The sequence below is a fragment of the Moraxella osloensis genome, assembly GCF_001553955.1.
Lineage (GTDB): Bacteria > Pseudomonadota > Gammaproteobacteria > Pseudomonadales > Moraxellaceae > Faucicola > Faucicola osloensis.
The window spans coordinates 564,638-583,566 of sequence record NZ_CP014234.1 but is presented as its reverse complement, the minus strand read 5'-3'; the positions used below and the strand labels follow the sequence as shown (position 1 = coordinate 583,566).

Annotated in this window: 15 protein-coding genes; 3 read left to right on the top strand and 12 right to left on the bottom strand. The window is 44.9% G+C overall.

Annotated features, from left to right (window positions below; genetic code table 11):
• Positions 1–179: 179 nt before the first annotated feature.
• Positions 180–1,346 (top strand): MFS transporter, encoded by a 1,167-nt coding sequence (locus AXE82_RS02520; protein ID WP_062334710.1) that lies wholly within the window; start codon positions 180–182, stop codon positions 1,344–1,346.
• Between the two features lie 89 nt (positions 1,347–1,435).
• Here the strand turns inward: AXE82_RS02520 and AXE82_RS02515 are convergent, their stop codons facing one another.
• From AXE82_RS02515 to AXE82_RS02490, 6 genes are all read right to left on the bottom strand, one after another.
• Entirely contained in the window at positions 1,436–2,929 is a 1,494-nt protein-coding gene (locus AXE82_RS02515; protein WP_062331058.1) for an alanine/glycine:cation symporter family protein, read from the bottom strand.
• 215 nt (positions 2,930–3,144) lie between these two features.
• A complete protein-coding gene (locus AXE82_RS02510; RefSeq protein ID WP_062334709.1) occupies positions 3,145–3,843 on the bottom strand; it encodes a VIT1/CCC1 transporter family protein in 699 nt (232 codons plus the stop codon).
• 165 nt (positions 3,844–4,008) lie between these two features.
• Entirely contained in the window at positions 4,009–5,571 is a 1,563-nt protein-coding gene (locus AXE82_RS02505; protein WP_062331053.1) for a DUF3482 domain-containing protein, read from the bottom strand.
• A gap of 31 nt (positions 5,572–5,602) precedes the next feature.
• Complete coding sequence (locus tag AXE82_RS02500; RefSeq protein ID WP_062331050.1) at positions 5,603–6,160, bottom strand: hypothetical protein; 558 nt, start codon at positions 6,158–6,160, stop codon at positions 5,603–5,605.
• Positions 6,161–6,162: 2 nt separating this feature from the next.
• The gene (locus AXE82_RS02495; RefSeq protein ID WP_062331048.1) at positions 6,163–7,512 is read right to left on the bottom strand and encodes a DUF2868 domain-containing protein; all 1,350 of its coding nucleotides are present in this window, start codon (positions 7,510–7,512) and stop codon (positions 6,163–6,165) included.
• 1 nt (position 7,513) lies between these two features.
• Positions 7,514–8,419 carry an ATP-binding protein gene (locus tag AXE82_RS02490; RefSeq protein ID WP_062331045.1) on the bottom strand — a complete coding sequence of 302 codons (906 nt, stop codon included), beginning with the start codon at positions 8,417–8,419 and terminating at the stop codon, positions 7,514–7,516.
• A gap of 244 nt (positions 8,420–8,663) precedes the next feature.
• Between AXE82_RS02490 and AXE82_RS02485 the strand changes: the two genes are divergently transcribed.
• Entirely contained in the window at positions 8,664–11,069 is a 2,406-nt protein-coding gene (locus tag AXE82_RS02485; RefSeq protein ID WP_062331043.1) for a hypothetical protein, read from the top strand.
• Positions 11,070–11,191: 122 nt separating this feature from the next.
• Here the strand turns inward: AXE82_RS02485 and AXE82_RS02480 are convergent, their stop codons facing one another.
• The 6 genes from AXE82_RS02480 to AXE82_RS02450 form a co-directional block, all read right to left on the bottom strand.
• Positions 11,192–11,536, bottom strand: a complete 345-nt coding sequence (locus AXE82_RS02480) for a YbeD family protein (RefSeq protein WP_227522732.1) — start codon at positions 11,534–11,536, stop codon at positions 11,192–11,194.
• Between the two features lie 227 nt (positions 11,537–11,763).
• Positions 11,764–13,668 carry an RNA polymerase sigma factor RpoD gene (gene rpoD / locus AXE82_RS02475; protein ID WP_062331040.1) on the bottom strand — a complete coding sequence of 635 codons (1,905 nt, stop codon included), beginning with the start codon at positions 13,666–13,668 and terminating at the stop codon, positions 11,764–11,766.
• Positions 13,669–13,937: 269 nt separating this feature from the next.
• Positions 13,938–14,198, bottom strand: coding sequence for a 2Fe-2S iron-sulfur cluster-binding protein (locus tag AXE82_RS02465; protein WP_062331035.1), 261 nt, complete (start codon positions 14,196–14,198; stop codon positions 13,938–13,940).
• A gap of 19 nt (positions 14,199–14,217) precedes the next feature.
• A complete protein-coding gene (gene nrdB, locus AXE82_RS02460) occupies positions 14,218–15,351 on the bottom strand; it encodes a class Ia ribonucleoside-diphosphate reductase subunit beta (RefSeq protein WP_062331030.1) in 1,134 nt (377 codons plus the stop codon).
• Positions 15,352–15,683: 332 nt separating this feature from the next.
• Positions 15,684–16,277: a Dps family protein gene (locus AXE82_RS02455; protein WP_406946742.1), complete on the bottom strand. Its 594-nt coding sequence runs from the start codon at positions 16,275–16,277 to the stop codon at positions 15,684–15,686.
• A 262-nt stretch (positions 16,278–16,539) separates the two neighbouring features.
• Positions 16,540–17,226: a YcxB family protein gene (locus tag AXE82_RS02450; protein WP_062331027.1), complete on the bottom strand. Its 687-nt coding sequence runs from the start codon at positions 17,224–17,226 to the stop codon at positions 16,540–16,542.
• A 293-nt stretch (positions 17,227–17,519) separates the two neighbouring features.
• On the opposite strand from AXE82_RS02450, the gene serS reads away from it, so the two are divergent.
• Positions 17,520–18,785 (top strand): serine--tRNA ligase, encoded by a 1,266-nt coding sequence (gene serS, locus AXE82_RS02445; RefSeq protein ID WP_062331024.1) that lies wholly within the window; start codon positions 17,520–17,522, stop codon positions 18,783–18,785.
• Positions 18,786–18,929 lie beyond the last annotated feature (144 nt).

Genomic DNA, 18,929 nt, shown 5'->3' with positions numbered 1-18,929 from the left:
CTATGACTTCTCAAGCACAACATGCCACTGGGCATTTAGATTGTTCCAATTATTCCACTGATACTCATACGCTAATATCCAGTAACTTAACTAGCCGCAATCCACCCCATAGCCAACCGCAAAATCAACCGCCTTTTCAACAACCGCCTTCTCAACACCCGAATGCCAAACCACCGACAATGCCACCCTCATTGATAGTCAAAATCATGATTGGCATGATTGGCGCGTTTGCATTTTTGCAAGTCTATTCGATTCAAGCGATTTTGCCGATTATGATGCAAGCGTTCTCAGCGACCGAAACGCAAGTGGGCATGACAGTTGGGGCGACGGTGATTGCCATTGCCATCATGTCACCGTTTATGGGGATGTTGTCTGATGCCGTGGGTCGTAAAAATATCATTGTGGCATCCATTGCCTTTATGGCAATACCCACGATGATGATTGGGCTGTCTGACTCACTCTCTAGCATCGTTATTTGGCGATTTATGCAAGGGTTGGCGGTACCTGGCATTACAGTGGTGACGATTGCCTATGTCGGGGAAGAGTACGCGGGCAAAGAGATGGCAAAAATGATGTCCTACTATGTCTCAGGTACGGTATTTGGGGGATTTTTAGGGCGCTTTATCTTGGGGCATCTAGAAGAGCTTATCGGCTGGGAAAAAGGCTTTGTGTTCATGGGCGTGTTGACGGTGCTAGGCGCTGCCTTGGTGGCTTGGTTATTACCGCGCTCACGTCATTTTCATGCCAATCCAAACTTTGCATCGGCGCAGCACATGCTAAGTAAACATGTGCGCAACCGTTATGTGGTGACCGCAGGACTGCTTGGCGCGTGCGTGTTGTTTTCATTAGTGGGCTGTTTTACCTATGTTAATTTGCACTTGGCAGATACACCCTACAATCTATCGAGTGCTGGGCTGGCTAACATTTTTGCGGTGTATTTAATTGGGGTGGTGGTCACACCGATTGCAAGTAGTTTGATTGCCAAATACGGCGCTGCCCGTATGGTACGCGTGGCAGTGATGATTTCGATGATGGGCGTGCTGATGACACTGGCTGCGCCTATTTCTTTGGTCGTTGTGGCGCTTGCGGTGATGTCAACTGGGGTATTTATTACCCAATCGGCGACCATTACTTATATCGCGGTGAATGTCAAAGAAGGGCGGTCGCTGGCGTCAGGTCTATATTATATGGCGTATTATATCGGTGGTAGTATCGGTGCGTGGGCGTGTGGTCTGGCATATGCACAAGGTAAATGGTTATATACAGTCTATACGCTGCTGGCTGTACAAGTCATCGCTTTACTGATTGCGTTTTTTGGGTTAATTAAAATCCCAGTCAAAAGATAATCATTCATCACAACAATAAACCCCAGTCAATGGGGCTTATTTTTTTAACGGTTATTAAGTGCAAGCATTAAAGCAGTCACATATTAAAATTAGGGTACAAAGCGATCATGGTCGGGATGCTCACCAAATTCTTTACGGTATTTGGCTGAAATTTCATCCCAGATTGGCGCATTGTGTACGCCATTGGCGCGTGCATCATAGATAGGATCTTTGCCTTGTTTGACCTGTGCTTCATAATCGCGCAGTGCGGCAAACGCAGGTTTTTGCAAGAATAAGATACCAATGATGTTGAGCCATGCCATCAAACCAACACCCAAGTCACCCAGTGCCCATGCCAAGTCGGCGGTTTTTAAGCAGCTATAAATTACCACAAATAAAATCACTACTTTGAGTACAGGGATTGCCCAATTTAGCTTCATGCTACGAGTGAGATAACGGATATTGGTTTCTGCAATATAGTAGTACGCCATGATGGTAGTGAAAGCAAAGAAGAATAGCGCAACCGCTACAAACACTGAGCCAAAACCTGGCATGATGTTTTCCATCGCAGTTTGCACATAACCTGGACCTGCGGCAACGCCTTTAACCCCTTGATACAAGAAGGCTTCTTTGTTGGCTGGGTCTTGTACGTTGTACATACCAGTAATGATTAGCATGAAACCTGTCGCCGAACAAACAAATAACGTATCGACATACACTGAAAACGCTTGTACTAAGCCTTGTTTGGCTGGGTGTGACACCTCAGCCGCTGCCGATGGGTGAGGACCTGTACCTTGACCTGCTTCATTTGAGTAAACGCCACGTTTCACACCCCATTGGATGGCAAGACCCAACACAGCACCAAACGTAGAATCCATACCAAACGCAGAGCGGAAAATTAACGCTAGCACATCAGGTAATTGACCGATATGCATGATGATAATAACAATCGCCACGATGATGTAGGCAAGTGCCATAAAAGGTACAATCAACTCAGCGGAGGAGGCAATACGTTTGACACCACCAAAGATGATAAAGCCAAGTAGTGCCGCAATTACCGCGGCTGAAATGCTAGGTGCGATACCCAGTGAATTATTCATCGCTTCAGCAATCGAATTGGCCTGTACACCGGGTAACAATAAACCACAAGCGGCGATTGCCGATATCGCAAATAATACCGCGTACCATTTTTGCCCTAGCGCTTTTTCAAAATAATAGGCTGGACCACCGATAAAAAAGCCTTTATCATCACGTTCTTTATAAATCTGCGCAAGGGTTGACTCAACGAATGCGGTACTGGCACCCAAGAATGCTACCATCCACATCCAGAATAATGCACCAGGACCACCAAAGGTAATCGCCGTTGCCACACCGGCAATATTGCCTGTACCCACACGACCTGCGAGTGACATAGCGAGTGCTTGGAATGAAGACACACCCTGATCGCTACTTTTGCCGTCCATCAGCAATCGAATCATGCGACCAAAATGGCGCACTTGTAAAAAACGACCACGAATTGAAAAATATAAACCAACCAATAAACATAGATAGATTAATGCGGGACTCCATACCCAATCATTAATCGCATTGACAAAATCTTGCATAACCTTATCTCCCACTACCGTAGAAAGCTAAAATCCCATAGGATTTTTGACTATTTGCCAATTGTTTAATTTATAGAAACGATAATCTATCACCCAATAAAAGTTTCTACAAACTTGCTGAATTATTACAGTCTCCTTATCTTATAAGAAAAAATTGGTTTTGCAAATGGTAATGATAAAAATTGGCGATAAATAATGCGATAAAAAGTGATTGACTAACCTGTTTTTACCCCAAACATTTCACCGATAAAGTGGGTGGTAACCAACGCAACAACGCCCCAAATGACTACACGCACAATGGCAGGAAAAATTTTGGCACCCCCCAAATATGCCGATAACCAGCCCAAAAATGCTAATCCTATCAAGGTCACTGTGCCCAAACCGCCGACCAAATATTGCTTTGGTAACAGCCAAATACACAGCACCGGTAGCAGCGCCCCTGTGATGAAGGATAAAGCCGATGCCACGGCTGCCTGTAGGGGATTGGCGGACGCGGTATCGGTAAGTCCAATTTCATCGCGTGCATGCGCTTCTAGGGCATTGTGAGCAGTGAGTGCTACCGCAACATCATGTGCCATAACAGGCGTTAAGCCGCGCTGAACATAAATATGCGTCAGTTCTTTTAGCTCGCGGTCTGAATTGTGCTCAAGTTCATAGGCTTCTTTTGCCAAGTCCGCTTTTTCGGTGTCGGCTTGCGAAGAGACGGAGACATATTCGCCCGCTGCCATACTAATTGCGCCAGCAATCAGCGATGCCACCGCTGTCAACAGCAAGGTGTGACTGTCCACTTGTGCTGCCGCAACCCCCATCAATAGACTGGCAGTGGAAATCAAACCATCGTTGGCGCCGAGCACGGTTGCGCGTAGCCAGTTGTTGCGATTACTAAAATGCGGTTCATGATGTGCTGAATACACGGCATTGCCCTCAAAAACAAAAAAATTGACATAGATTAAAATATTAAAAAGTAAAAATAACAAAATTAGCTTAATAAATTCTTATAATGGGCTTAACAAATAATACGCTTAACAAGGCTAGATAATTTTCAGCCAAATTTTTTATCATGATTGTAGGTTGATAAGTCAGCGTCTTAGTTGGCGTGATAGTTGCCAAGCTGCCTCATCGCGCAGCTCATGCGACTGCTTGGCAGACACAGTGGCTTGTCTACCTGTGTTGAGCGATGACCATTCGGGCTTACCCCGCGCTTTTTTGAGCAAACTTGGCAATCTATCAACTGACCAAGGCGCGAGCGATTGGTTCGCCATGATGCTATCAGTCGCCGCATGACCACGATGGCGTAGCGCAGTCAGTAAGTCCATCGCTCGAGTTGCCAGTAGGGTCAGGGTAGCAGGGTCTATGTGTAGCCGTTTGATGCCACTGATTTTGTCGGCAATCGCGCTAGTGTTTGACAGTAAGCCACCTGCCAAACCACCGAGCGCCGTACCCAGCCCCAGTGATGTGCCAAGGGTGGCGACATCAATACCCAATCCAATCAGCGCGCCTGCCGCTGCACCCCCTGTGGTACGAATCCCATAACTGGCTAGTACCTCTTTATCGAACGGATCGCGGCGATATTCAGTCAGCTCAAGCGGTGTGGTGGTGACGGTATTGTCATAAAATTTATACAGGTTTAGCAATTCATCTTGCATACTGCGTTCAGCTTGTCGCACTTTTTCTTGCATTTTTTGCAAGGTAGGCAGCGGATCATCCTCCTCGTGAATGGTTTCAACAAAGGCGGCAACGTTTAATAAAAAATGCGCAATGATAATATTGGCATCATCGTACAAATCATCCCAATCGGCTTTACGACGCTCAATCAGCTGTTTGATAATTTCAGGTTGTATCAGCATGGTTTCTAAGTTTTGCCACAGTTTGATTTCATCATCAAATTCAAACGCCACTGAGTCAAACCGCGTGGATACATGTAAGTTGCGGCGCGCGAGCATCTGCTGCCACTCATTGATATTGCTATCTTGACCCTTGGTGAAGTTAAACACGGGCATGACGGGGATGGCGGACCATGACAGCACCGTCAACTCATCTTTATATTTACCGAGCACAGGCTCACGCGCATCAATCACATAGACGGCCATATCACTGGCAATCAGCTGACGAATGACCTTGGCTTCTTGGCTAAACTCGTCTTGCGCAGGCGCACTTGCCAAAAATTGCTGTAACCGCTCTACACCGTCACGGCGGGCGGCGGTGTTGTCTTCTAACCAATCAAGTAGCCCAGACGCATCTTCTAGACCGGGCGTGTCATACAGTGCCACCAAGCCTTGCCCCGTTTGGCTGTCATTGATCATGGCTTTTTCCACATGGCGGGTAGTGGCAGGCGCATTTTTGACTTCGCCAAAGTACATATCACGCAACAGGGTGCGTAGTAGCGAAGTTTTACCGGTATTGGTATGCCCCACGACCGCCAACTTTAACGCTTCATTTTCGCCAATGCTGATTTTGCGGCTGCGATAGCGGTTTTGTTCAGCTTGGGCTAATGGATGGTTGGGCGATTGCGTAGCAATGTCACCGCTTGAATGGGTCGCACTGTCAGTAGCCGTCGCTGGCAAGGTGGTATTCGCTGGCAAATAATCTTTGGCTACATCAATTGTCAATTTTTCTTGGGTGGTTATGTCTTTGTTATCCATTATTTGTTAACCTTTATGTATTCAGCGCGAGCTATTTTTGGCAAGTTCTTTTGGCAAGTTCTAGGGCATGGGTGACATGATTGAAGGCAGCTTGGGTCAGTGGATGTGCCAGCCAATCATCAAAACTATGCGCAACATCATCTATGTTTTCGCTACTATCTTCTGCCAGTTGGTCGTAATAATCCAAATAGCCTTCAGCAGTTAAAATCACCCAACCATCACTCACTGCGGATTTTTCTTCCATGGCTGTCAAAGATAGATAAAAGCCAAGCATATCAAGCATCAGCAAAATCGCGTCACTGGTGCTGTGTGGATAGCTCTCGCCCATAGCAAACATGATGTCATCGAGCGCATTTAGCGCCTGTTCGATATTAGCGGTCTGCCAAGTTTGCCTGTTTATGATGTCAAACAGGGCTTGATAGTGCGGTTTTTCACTGGCGAGTTCGTTGTCAAGCCAATCGGCTGGCAAATTTTGAACAAATTGACGGAGGAGATTTTGCACAAAAGCGCTTTGCGCTGCGAGCGTAAGCTGTGAAGCAGTTTGGGCAATGCTATTAATCACATCGGCATAGCTTGTCATGGCATTCATGGTTAATTTTCTCTTACTAAGGCAATCTGGCGTTCTGCCAACGCGGTTTCCCATTGTAGTTGACGGGCTTTGATGGTTTCAATTTCGCTCGGACTTGGCAGGTAGCCTTGATTGGCATCGAGCAGTTGCACAATCATACCGCCTTTTGCCGCGCTTGCGATATTATCGAGTTTTCGCAGAGTACCACGGTCGGGGAGTGCGAGATTGGAGATACCGACGAGCACTTGAACAGGGTTGCTTTGAAGGTAGGCAATCAGTTTTTCCAAGTCATCACGATCATCGATACGACCAAAGTTTTGCGCCGCCATGCCGACGGTTTTGGCATACCATTGCGGGTTGGCTTGCGGGTATTCGAGTAACACGGCAAGTTTATTGGCTAGGCTGATTTGGGCAGTGGGCGCGATAGGTTTTTGCTCAGCAGGGCTGTCATCGGGGTCAATCACTTTGCGCTGCCAAAAATCGATAATTTTTTGATAATACGGCTGTTTGATATCAAGCTTCATACGGCTTGAGCGTACCATTATCAGACAACATAGCCATGCGAGCAAACGTGGCACGATACCGTACATCAGTAGGCTGCCGATTAACAACATCGCCCAGCGAAACGAAATCATCTGTGGCGTGGTTTCAGGATTCATCTGAGCGGTGATAATATCTTGCGCCGTTGGCGTGGGAAAGCCTACCCAGTTGGGGAGCCAAGACATCAGCTTGACCACTTCCACCACGTTGCTGTCTTGCAGTAGGGTTGATTCCCACACAAAATTATAATTTTTGACCAATAACAATAGAATTAATGAGACCAACATCCCCGATAGACTGGCTAACCAAAACTGGTGGCTGATACGACTGACGTACCATTTGGTACCAACGTGATTAAGCTGGTCTTGATACAGTTCAACCGCCGTTTGGGTGACAACATCTTTGCCACGCACTAGGGCTGCCGGGGTAAAAAATGACCCAAAAAAACTGGGTTTGTTGCGCGGTGAGAATAGCATCCAACCGAGCCAAACCAGCAAAATAATGGTATTAAACCCTAATAAACTGGCTAGGACATAAAAAAAGTTCACTACCTGCGCTTGCATCAAGCCAAATAACGCGACAAAGCCCAAAATAAACCACAGCACAGTCAATCCCCAAATCACGCCATTGACGCGGGTATCAATGGTGGCAAGTAGCTGCGCAAGTTTACCGTCATTATCAATGCGTGAGGCACGGCGGTGCAGTTTGATCAGCGGTTCGCCCGACTCATGTTGTAGTTTTTCCGTGATAAGGATAGGGTCGGCGGCAAAAATATGCTGTTTTTCTTCCAGCCTGCGCACCAGTTCTGTGAGTTGGTCTTGGTTTGCGTACATGTTAATTTTTCAACCCTTTCATGCCAATAAAATACCGACTAAACTGATAAGCCACGCGCCCAGAGCGTCCACCCCGTTCACTGGCAAAGCGCAAGGCAGCGGCTTTTGCTTGCTCATCAAAGGGCAAACTTGCTTGCGCCAAATAATGCACGCAAATATCCAAATACACAGGCTGGGTCATGGGATGAAACGACAGCCACAGCCCAAAGCGGTCAGACAACGACACGGTTTCATCAATCGTCTCATACGGATTGACTTCATCGGTTTGCCCATTATAAATGCTCACATTGTCTTTCATCAGTTGCGGTAGTAGATGACGGCGGTTACTGGTCGCATAGACCAGTAGCTTGTCTTGCTCACTATCTAGCGCGCCATCGAGCACACTTTTGAGCGTGCGATAATTCTCATCTTGCCCATTGAACGCTAAGTCATCACAATACACCACATAATGACAGCCATGATTGGGCTGGGTTGTATGAAGGTCTCGTACCGCTTGGCGAATCGGCTCTAACATCACCAAATCATCTCGTGACACTTCGATAATACGAAGACCATCCGCTTTATACTGATTGAGCAATGCCCGAATGAGCGACGATTTTCCTGCGCCACGGGTGCCTGTCATGAGTACATGATTGGCAGGTAAGCCTGCTAAATATTGGCGGGTGTTTTGAATCAGTTTATTTTTTTGCACCTCAATACCAAGCAAATCATCCAACGTCAATCGCAAATCCACGGTTAAAGGCACCAGTTCACCGCTGCCCGTGCGGCTATTGGATTGCCAGCGGTAGGCAAGCACGCTTGAGTCAAGTTGTATGGGCTTGGGCAGCTGCGCCTGTAAAAATTGGGTGAGTAAGTGTTCTAGGTTAGTGGGTAAACTAAGATTAGCGGGTAGATTAAGTTGCGACATACAAGGGTTCTTCTGATTGGTTTTTAAGTGATTGGTTTTTAAGTGATTGGTTTTTAAGTGATGGGTTTTTAAATGAGTGGTTTTTAAGCAATTTTGCGGTATTTAATCCGTATGATAGCAAAACTCCGTTAGATTACCCATTATCTTTGTAAACACGGCAGTATAACACTGGCTTTTTGTTTACAAAAAAAATCAATTCAGTTATAAAGATAGGATTTATGATAAAATTTGTTAAGGAAGCTCAATGAATGCGCAACAAGCCATCACCTTTTGTATCAAACCTCTCACTTTTGCTATTGTCATGCTGGGGATTCACGGCTGTGCCACGCAGCCTAGCGCGAGTCAACCGCTGTCTCAACGAATATTGCAAGCCAACCAAAATTTGGTCAGTCGCCAAAGCTATGCTTATGACTATCGAGTCAATGTGGTGCGCCCGCCCTTACGTAGCGCACAAGCGTTAGCTGCAAGCCCTAATCGTTTAAAACTTATCGGGCAGCTGAGCACAGCGAAGCACCTTGATGCTCGCCAACAAGCATTGGTCACAGAGGGGGTCAATCACCAAACCCGTGAACAAAGCGAAGTGGGGCAAGTGATGGATATTTTAACCAAGCGCTTTGAGTTTGCCTCCACAGGTGTGGTAGATCTTCGCCGAGGGCAAATGTCAATCGTGCCTGAATTTCGCTACGTGCAGAACAATGCAGGGGCGTTTATCAAAGTGCCACTGGCGGCTGACTTTGCCCGCTCCAAAGTATATGCTGACTTATCGGGGCTCTCTGAGTTTGCCACCGACCCGCAATATGATGGACGCTACATTGAATATGACTATAGCAAACTGCTAAAAGATAAAAAGATAGATAAAAAAGCCTTATTCAAGGTATTTGAACAGATGTCACTGCTAAATGCCACCCTTGCCAAAGAAAGCGATTATCAGCCATTGGCTTTGACTGCTGAAGATAAAGCCAAAGGTGTGAGCCAGCGCATTGGCTACCGAATTGGCTACAATCAAATGCTAGCGGAGTATTTGCTGTTTTTCCACGTCAATAGGCGCTACCTAAAATCATTCATCAATACAGCCGATTTTGTCAAAGATGATGAGCTAAAGCAGCTTGGTAGCCTTGCTGTTAGCCCACGGTATCTGATGAAAAAAGCCTTTGACAGCCATGAGTTGGCAAGCGTTGAGGAAAAAGCGTATGAATCTGCCATGCGCCTGTATGAAGCCATTGATAAAATGCGCTCGCAATCAGATGACAGCGCTGCTGACCCAGCCAGTGCCGATGCTGCAGAGGCAATGGACAGTTTAGAGACTCAAACAGCCACCGACGAGTCAACCACAGACGAATCAACCAGTGACGAATTGGGTCAAACTGCAAAAGCCTTAGCAGCCTTTGACAAATACCAATCAGACAAATTGGTCAGTGCCGCTGCCCTGGCAAAAATCATTGACGCCAATCCGCAAGCCTTTAAAGCGCTGCAAGCTGAGATAAGCAAAGAGGCAAATAGCAGCTTTATCTCAATGGATGACGACATCCGTATCAGCTATGGACTCAACCGCCAAAATCAACTCCTCAATATGGTGGCAATGAGTGATTTGCCAGCATTTGAAAAAACCACGCTGACTACCAATCAGCCTAAGACCCAAATGCGCACAGTGGTTAATTTTTATGATTATGGCAAAGCCCGCGTCAATCCTGATATCTTCAACAAGGCAATCACTTGGCAACAAGCATCAAAAGATAACAATCTATGGGCGGCGACAAAACAATCCAAAGTCTTTGACAGTGATAAGAATTTAGAAGCCTTGTCCTATAGCCTACTCAAACAAAACAAAGGGTTTGTCGAGACCTTTGTCACCCTTTATACTTACCAGTTTGTGCTGCAAAAAGATGAAGCAAGCCTGAGTGAAATAGATATGGCGGCGCTAAACGCCGCTGCAACCAAACTTGCAAAAATACATGCTGATAATTATGCGGTCATAAATACTGATATCCGTCAGCAAGAAGCGGTTACAGACACTGATGCGTATGTCGATGAGGAACTTGCTGAACATATCGCAGGGATTGTTGATAAAACCTATCGCAATCAACAATATTTGCAACAAATTGCCAAACTTAAAGCCCAAGGCAAATCTGACGCCCAGATATTTAGCCAGTTGTATCAAACTATCAGCGACAAACCGAGCGATGTAGCCAGCGATGTAGCCAGCGATGTAGAAAGTGCACCGGCAGTGGCGGCGGAAGCTACAGCGGCAGTAGATATTGTAGAGGAAAGCGAAGAACAACAAGCTTGTTCGGTGCTGTTGGACACAGATAAACTTGATAAAACATCACGCACCCGCCTTGCCAAAATCTGTGAAAAAATCGACACAGCCACCACCCAAGAACAGGCAGCCAGCCAGCAATCTAGCTACGCTGATACTGCATCTGCATCCACGGCTGTCGATATCGCCAAGCAAACGCAGGCGCTCGATAAGTTTAATCAATTACTCGGCGAAATCGCTATCGAAGACATGCAGACCCAAGCCAAGCATATCAGCCTATCTGATGAAGATGATGAGTTAATTGAAAAACTCAAACCTCACTTTGAAGCGAGCTATGATTTTGATTATGATGCCTACAAAGCCGCCTATCAGTTGTTACTTTTGAGCCAATAATCGGGCAAACGAAGCATCAACTGCTGATGACCCATATAAAACAGATAAAAAAAAGCGGGATAACTGATGTATCCCGCTTTTTTGTACGTCAATCACTCGTGCTATTTTTAACCATGATAGGTTTATAATACGGTACGAATACTTGCCGCTTCATCGAGCATTTTATACAAGCTGTTGACTTGCTCGGCGTCTGTCAAATACACATTAGCGCGTACGGAGTGGAAACGACCGGTACGCGATGGATTGATAGTCAAACTTGCCAAATCAAATTCAGGAAATAAACTACCCAAAATTAATTTTACTTCATCGAGCAGCGTCTCTTTGTGACCCTCATGACCGATGATACTTAACGGATAATCCATGGGAAAATTCCACAATTCTGGGTGCTGGATATCCGTAGGTTTCGCCGCTCGCGTACTACATGCAGCGGCTTCCAAGTTATTAAGCGTAATTGTTTTATCGTTCATAGCATCACCTAAGGTTGTATAAATTTCTCTAGGATCTAAATGAGGGTAAAACCGATAATTTCAAGACGTTGCGGTTTGGCGTTGAAAAAAGCGCCATTTATAAACCTATCCATAACCCCATTCATAAAAAGCCACATTTATAGAAAAATTATAGAAAAATCACATTCACAAACTCGCCCATAAAAAAACCGAGAACATCATCTCGGCTTTTTTGGATGGAGAGAACATTAATCATTCTCTAAGAATGAACGTAGATGTTCAGAGCGAGAAGGGTGGCGCAGTTTACGCAGCGCTTTGGCTTCAATCTGACGAATACGCTCACGGGTCACATCAAATTGTTTACCCACTTCTTCTAAGGTATGGTCGGTAGACATATCAATACCAAAACGCATTTTAAGCACTTTGGCTTCACGTTCAGTGAGGTTGGCTAACACTTCACGGGTAGCTTCTTTTAACCCTTGTGCCGTTGCTTCATCCACGGGGCTTGAGATGCTTGAATCCTCAATAAAATCACCCAAGTGACTGTCTTCATCATCACCGATAGGGGTTTCCATTGAGATGGGCTCTTTGGCGATTTTGAGTACTTTACGGACTTTGACTTCGTCCATCTCTAAGCGTTCGCCCAATTCCTCAGGGGTAGGCTCACGTCCCATTTCTTGTAATAGCTGGCGCGATACACGGTTGATTTTATTGATGGTTTCAATCATGTGCACAGGGATACGGATGGTACGCGCTTGGTCTGCAATCGAGCGGGTGATGGCTTGGCGAATCCACCAAGTGGCATAAGTGGAGAATTTATAACCACGGCGATATTCAAATTTATCTACCGCTTTCATCAAGCCAATGTTACCTTCTTGAATCAAATCAAGGAACTGCAAACCGCGGTTGGTGTATTTTTTAGCAATCGAGATGACCAAACGTAAGTTTGCCTCAACCATTTCTTTTTTGGCGCGGCGGGCTTTGGCTTCCCCCACAGACATGTTACGTGCGACCACTTTCATTTGGTCGATGCTCATGCCAAGATTTTGCTCATGCTGCTGGATACGCCGCTGATACTGTAGCACTTCATCAAGTACGCGCTCTAACGTGTCGGCAAAGGCCGGTTTGCCTGCGATACGGTTAGGGAGCCAGTCAAGGTTGGTTTCATTATGCGGAAAGGTTTTACGGAACTCATCTTTTGGCATTTTACCGCGGCGAATCACCAGTTTCATGATGTGACGTTCGTTTTTACGCACGTCTTCATACACCTCACGCATCATATTCATGATATTGTCAGAGATGCGGCTATTGAGCTTAAACAGCATAAAGCAGTTGGCAAGCTCATTCATCGCCGCTTTTACCACCTCGCTATCACGGTCATGGGTGGCTAATAAATCATTGACCTTGGTGAACAATTGCTCTAATTCTTCAAAGCGCAGACGCACTTCTTCAGGGTCAAGACCGCTGGCTTCTTCAGTATCGGCATCTTCACTGACGCCGCCATCGACTTCTTCTATTTCATCGGCGTTTTCGGCTTCATCGTCGAGTTCATCTTTGGCTTCTTCGTCTTTGACTTTGGGTTTGATAATCGGTAACGCGATTTCTACCTCTTCGTCATCGGCAAGCGCAATGACATCAGCGGCTTCAGGGTCAAGAAAACCGGTAATAATATCAGAGATTTTCTTTTCACCTTCAAAGGTTTGGCGGTATTCATTAATGAGCATGGCCACCGTACCTGGCCAAAAGGTCATGGCATGTTGTACATCGCGGATACCATCTTCGATACGCTTAGCAATCGCAATCTCGCCTTCACGGGTGAGTAGGTCGACCGTACCCATCTCACGCATGTACATACGCACAGGGTCAGTGGTGCGACCTGGCTCAGATTCTACTGAGGCAAGTACCGCGGCGGCTTCATCAACAGCAATTTCGTCATCATCCGCATCATCGCTAAGCATAATGTCATCTTCATCAGGCGCGGTCTCAAAAATCTTGATGCCAACGTCTGTGAGCATTTGAATAATATCATCAATTTGGTCACTTTCAGTTACCGATTCGGGGAGTTGGTCATTAATCTCAGCATAGGTGAGATAACCTTGCTCTTTACCTAATTGAATCAGCGTGGCTAATTGAGAAGTTGAATGTTCGCTCATGAGGGCTCGCTTTGATATTGGTTAAAAAAATAAATAATGTAATAGCACGACAAATAAGCTAATGACTGTATTTCTTCATTTTTATCAAGGGATACACCCTGCAAATGACAGTCGAGGACTAAATAAAGATTTAGTATGGTTAAAAAGCGGTAGTCAACCTATTATTATAGCGATTTATGAGGTTCGCAGGGAGAAAATTAAAGGCAAAGCGGGTAAGTTTTCGCTTTATGCGGCATTTCGCGCAGTTTTTGGCGGGTTATTTTGGTAAATCAATCGATATCAAGCTCGATTGCCCCTCTGACTTGACAACAGCAGGGCAGGATTTCATCATCGTCTAACATCACCAGTGGCTCATTGATGTATTCGATACGGGTGTCATGGTGGCGACGGCGGTATTTGAGCTTACAAGTACCGCAGTAACCTTCAAGGCATTGGTGATTGGCAAGGATTTTTGAGCGAAGCATGCCTTGTAGCAACGTCTCGGCGTCATGCAGATAAAACTGCGTATTGTTGGTAAAAATCCATGCCATAATCGATTATATTGCCTAATTACAATTCAAAATCATCAAACGCATCATCACTCAGCTCTGCATCAATTTGACCGACTAAGTAAGAGGTGATTTCTGACTCTTGGGGCGCAACTTGTACGTTGTCTGAGGACAGCCAAGCATTAATCCATGGAATTGGGTTATTTTTAATCGCTCCAAAAATCGGCGGTAAGCCAATCGCATCCATACGCAGATTGGTAATGTACTCAACGTATTGCACCAAGATATTTTCATTCAAGCCAATCATTGAGCCATCTTTAAACAAATATTTTGCCCATGCTTTTTCTTGTTCAGCCGCGTCTTTGAAAATTTCAATGGCTTGCTGTTGGCAATCTTGGGCGATTTCTACCATGTCAGGGTCATCTTTGCCCCATTGCATCAAATTAATCATATGCTGGGTGCCGTTTAGATGAAGCGCTTCGTCACGGGCAATCATTTTGATGATTTTGGCATTGCCTTCCATCAGTTTGCGCTCAGCAAAGGCAAATGAACAAGCAAACGACACATAAAAACGAATCGCTTCTAGCACATTGATAGCCACCAAGCATAGATACAATTTGGTTTTAAGCAGGCGTAAATTAACCTCAACGGGTTTGCCATCGATGACATGACGACCCTCACCGTATAGGTTATATAGCTGAGACAGTTGATACAGCTCGTCATAGAACTTGGCAATCCCTGTGGCGCGCTCTAGGATAAAAGGATTGTCAACGATATCTTCGAATACTTTGCTTGGGTCATTGACCACGTTACGAATAATATGGGTATAGCTACGAGAATGGATGGTCTCAGAAAATGACCATGTTTCAATCCAAGTTTCTAGCTCAGGAATCGACACCAGCGGCAGCAGCACGACATTGGGACTACGACCTTGAATCGAATCAAGCAAGGTTTGGTATTTTAGGTTGCTTAAGAAGATATGCTGTTCATGCACTGACAAGTTGCTAAAATCCAAACGGTCTTTGGAGACGTCAATTTCTTCTGGCCGCCAAAAAAACGACAATTGCTTTTCAATCAACTGCTCGAAAACAGGGAATTTTTGTTGGTCGTAACGTGCCACATTGACAGGCTGACCAAAAAACATCGGCTCAAGCAATGGGTCATTTTTGGTTTGGCAAAAGATGGAATATGACATAGCGGTGAATCTTCTTCAATCAAAGTTCAGGACAAGTGGCGTAGCAGTATCAGTTAACAAATCAATCAGCTAATACATAAATCAGTTGAAAATGAGCAACAAGCCAGTGTGCTTGGCTATTATAGATAACAACATATAGAAATTGCAATCCACCCAAGGATTTGATTTTTAAGGGTAAAATTTATAAGGTATTGAAATATATACATATTTGCATATGAAAAAAATTAGTAATTAAATTCATTGACATTTGCAAATCTATATATTGTGTTTTTATTTTACCACGCAATAAAAAAGACGACTATCAAAGCCGTCTTTTTTATCTGATAGGACGATTAGCCAAGATAGGCATTGTACATCCACACCAATTTTTCTTGTTCTTGCACATAGGCAGTCAATTGGTCGGCAGTACCTTGATCGTCATCTTCGTCCGCTAGGTCAATGATTTCACGTTCTTTAGCGATGGTCATAGTCAGACCCGTTAAAATACCTTTCACACACGCCACGCCGTCAGAGACGTTTTTATCTTCTTTGATGCTTGAGATTTTTAAGAAATCGCTATAAGCATGTAGTGGTGTGCCTTGTAAGGTCAAAATACGTTCAGCAATTTCATCAATCTGGATTTGCAGCGCAGTATATAACTCTTCAAACTTCACATGGAGGGTAAAGAAATCTGAGCCACGCACGTTCCAGTGATAGCCACGCACATTAGTATAGAATATATGATAATTGGCTAATAAGGTATTTAATTGCTCAACAATGGCACTCATGTCTGCAGCGGCTAAGCTGATATCGCCTGTTTTACTTGAGGCAGATTTAGAAGCGGTAGATTTCGGGGTAGTCACTTTTTCACCTGATTTATCGGTATTGTCTAATTGTTCTGAGTCTTGTTTGGTTGCTGATTGCTTTGTAGTGGCTTGTTTTGCCATGTTGTTATCTCCTAAAATGATGATTTTTATTTGTTTAGGACTTAATTGTAAGCCTAAACAATCTGTTATTAAAATTAATCGTTTTTATCAGTACATTTAATTTTATCAATTAAAATGTACGGTATTACCCTAAAAATAATATCAAACATTTACCGCAGCTGTGTGCAAATTTGGTAAATAATTTTGCTTGCTGCCATAAAAAAAACTGCAGTTTCTTGGCTGCAGTTTTTGTGGTCATCGATAATTAGTCGTTGTCTTAATCTTAATTGTTTTCTGGGAAATATTTATCAGTCGGTTTGTCGGTTAAATCAAAACCTGGTTGTCCGATGTTTTGCTGTAAATGATGACGTAAGGTATCAATCGGGAATTTTTGGTGGGCAAGGCGTTTGGGTACGATTTGGCTGCCTTGTTGGCTTTCACCTGTTTTTGGATTTTTAACATCAAACATCATAAAGATATAATCAGGCGTTTCTTGCCAGTTGGTGACATTGTCCCATTTGATAACCGCTTGCTGCATACCGCTACTACGCACCAAAGGCTGATTGTAGCCGCGTGGCATGGCGGGCATGTTGGGTGCAGGCATGGACATCACTACCCCGTGCTGCTGTACGCCAAGCTTGATTTGCTGCATCTCTGGGGGCATGCTTTGGCTTGCCATTTGTTTTTCAAATTCTCGTTTGACATACCATTTAAGACCGTAGGTACGTGCCAGCAAATAAATCACCACACCCACGAGCATCAACCAAAAAATAATGGTGGAATAACCGTGCACAAAAATCAGACCTAAAATCGCTAGCACCACGATGACTGCCAAAATTGCCCAAGTTTTTGGGGTGATTTTGGTCAAAGTTTGGTTGTTGGCATCAAACAGCTGTAGCTGTGCTTGACGAAACTCGTCCTCAGTCAGATTCAAATCCACAGGTTGTAGGGTGTAAGGGTACAGCGCCATAAACAATTCACTCGCTATCAAACGATAGTTACAAAACGATAAAAGAAGGCTTATCTTACCCAACCTTGACCCAAAAATAAACCTAACAACGCACTTTTTGATAAATTTTTGTTTTACCGCCAATGCAGCGAGGGGCGAACGCCGACAAGCGCATACCGATAAATCGTCAATTTGCTGTGTATTTCTAGTCGCTACCGTGAAAAATCCCTGCAATCTTGGTATCATACACGCTGATATCAACAGCCATTTTGCTGCTTTAACTCAAGTTTGAACAATTTAAGGAACTTATCGCCATGATCGACCCAAAATTACTACGTACAGAACTAGACACGGTCGCCGAAAAACTTGCCAAACGCGGCTATGAGCTTGATAAAGCATTTTGGCAGCAAGTCGAAGAACAGCGCAAATCCATTCAAGTCAAAACCGAAGAATTACAAGCCAAAAAAAATGCGGGTGCCAAACAAGTCGGTTTGATGAAACGCAATGGCGAAAATACTGACGCCTTGATGGCAGAAATGGCAACCATCAGTAGCGAGATGAAACAAGCGGAAGACGCGCTCAAAGCCTTGCAAGATAAAATTCTAGCGGCAGCTTTAACCATCCCAAACTTGCCTGATGACAGCGTGCCGGCAGGTAAAGATGAAAACGACAATGTCGAAATGCGTCGATGGGGTGAGCCACGCCAATTTGATTTTGAGGTCAAAGACCATAGCGACTTGGGCGAAGACTTGGGGTTACTTGATTTTGAAATGGCGGCTAAACTGACTGGCTCACGGTTTAGCGTGCTAAAAGGTCAACTTGCCAAACTCAACCGCGCCTTGATTGCCTTTATGCTTACTACCCATACCGACAAATACGGTTATACGGAAATGTATGTACCGTATATGGTCAATGCCGACAGCCTACTGGGTACAGGGCAGCTACCAAAGTTTGAAGAAGACCTATTTAAGCTGCGCGGTGAAAAAGAGTATTACTTAATCCCTACGTCAGAGGTGCCACTTACCAATAGTGTGCGTGACAAAATCCTAGACCCCGAAACTTTGCCCATCAAAGTCACTGCACATACCCCATGTTTTCGCAGTGAAGCGGGCAGTGCAGGGCGAGATACGCGCGGCTTGATTCGTCAGCACCAGTTTGAAAAGGTGGAAATGGTGCAAATCGTCCATCCTGAGAGTTCAATGCAAGCCTTAGAGGACATGACAGGACAAGCGGAATATATCTTGCAGCAGCTTGGTTTGCCGTATCGGGTGATTGTGCTGTGTGGCGGTGATATGGGTTTTGGCGCGGTGAAAACCTATGACATCGAGGTGTGGCTACCGTCTCAGACTACCTACCGTGAAATCTCTAGCTGTTCAAACTGTGGCGACTTCCAAGCGCGCCGTATGCAAGCGCGTGTCAAAGACGGCAAAAAAACTGAGCTGGTGCATACGTTAAATGGCTCAGGTCTTGCGGTCGGTCGTACTCTGCTTGCCATCATGGAAAATTATCAAAATGCGGATGGTACGATTACCGTGCCTGAAGTGTTACGTCCGTATATGGGCGTTGATGTGATTGGTTAGTGGTAACAGTGAAAAAATAGCCAGTTGATTGACTGGCTGTTATTATCCGACTCTCAACTCTTTTTTCCAAAGCGCTATAGATACTAGGCTAATAACTTTTAGTTATAAAGTTATTAAATTTTTAGCATATTAAAATTAATAAAC

Coding starts and splice junctions, on each gene's coding strand:
- AXE82_RS02490 (WP_062331045.1), bottom strand. CDS start 8,419: ATGTCGCAACTTAATCTACCCGCTAATCTTAGTTTACCCACTAACCTA.
- AXE82_RS02505 (WP_062331053.1), bottom strand. CDS start 5,571: ATGGATAACAAAGACATAACCACCCAAGAAAAATTGACAATTGATGTA.
- nrdB (WP_062331030.1), bottom strand. CDS start 15,351: ATGTCATATTCCATCTTTTGCCAAACCAAAAATGACCCATTGCTTGAG.
- AXE82_RS02450 (WP_062331027.1), bottom strand. CDS start 17,226: ATGGCGCTGTACCCTTACACCCTACAACCTGTGGATTTGAATCTGACT.
- AXE82_RS02480 (WP_227522732.1), bottom strand. CDS start 11,536: ATGAACGATAAAACAATTACGCTTAATAACTTGGAAGCCGCTGCATGT.
- AXE82_RS02495 (WP_062331048.1), bottom strand. CDS start 7,512: ATGTACGCAAACCAAGACCAACTCACAGAACTGGTGCGCAGGCTGGAA.
- rpoD (WP_062331040.1), bottom strand. CDS start 13,668: ATGAGCGAACATTCAACTTCTCAATTAGCCACGCTGATTCAATTAGGT.
- AXE82_RS02500 (WP_062331050.1), bottom strand. CDS start 6,160: ATGAATGCCATGACAAGCTATGCCGATGTGATTAATAGCATTGCCCAA.
- serS (WP_062331024.1), top strand. CDS start 17,520: ATGATCGACCCAAAATTACTACGTACAGAACTAGACACGGTCGCCGAA.
- AXE82_RS02465 (WP_062331035.1), bottom strand. CDS start 14,198: ATGGCATGGATTTTTACCAACAATACGCAGTTTTATCTGCATGACGCC.
- AXE82_RS02485 (WP_062331043.1), top strand. CDS start 8,664: ATGAATGCGCAACAAGCCATCACCTTTTGTATCAAACCTCTCACTTTT.
- AXE82_RS02520 (WP_062334710.1), top strand. CDS start 180: ATGCCACCCTCATTGATAGTCAAAATCATGATTGGCATGATTGGCGCG.
- AXE82_RS02515 (WP_062331058.1), bottom strand. CDS start 2,929: ATGCAAGATTTTGTCAATGCGATTAATGATTGGGTATGGAGTCCCGCA.
- AXE82_RS02455 (WP_406946742.1), bottom strand. CDS start 16,277: ATGGCAAAACAAGCCACTACAAAGCAATCAGCAACCAAACAAGACTCA.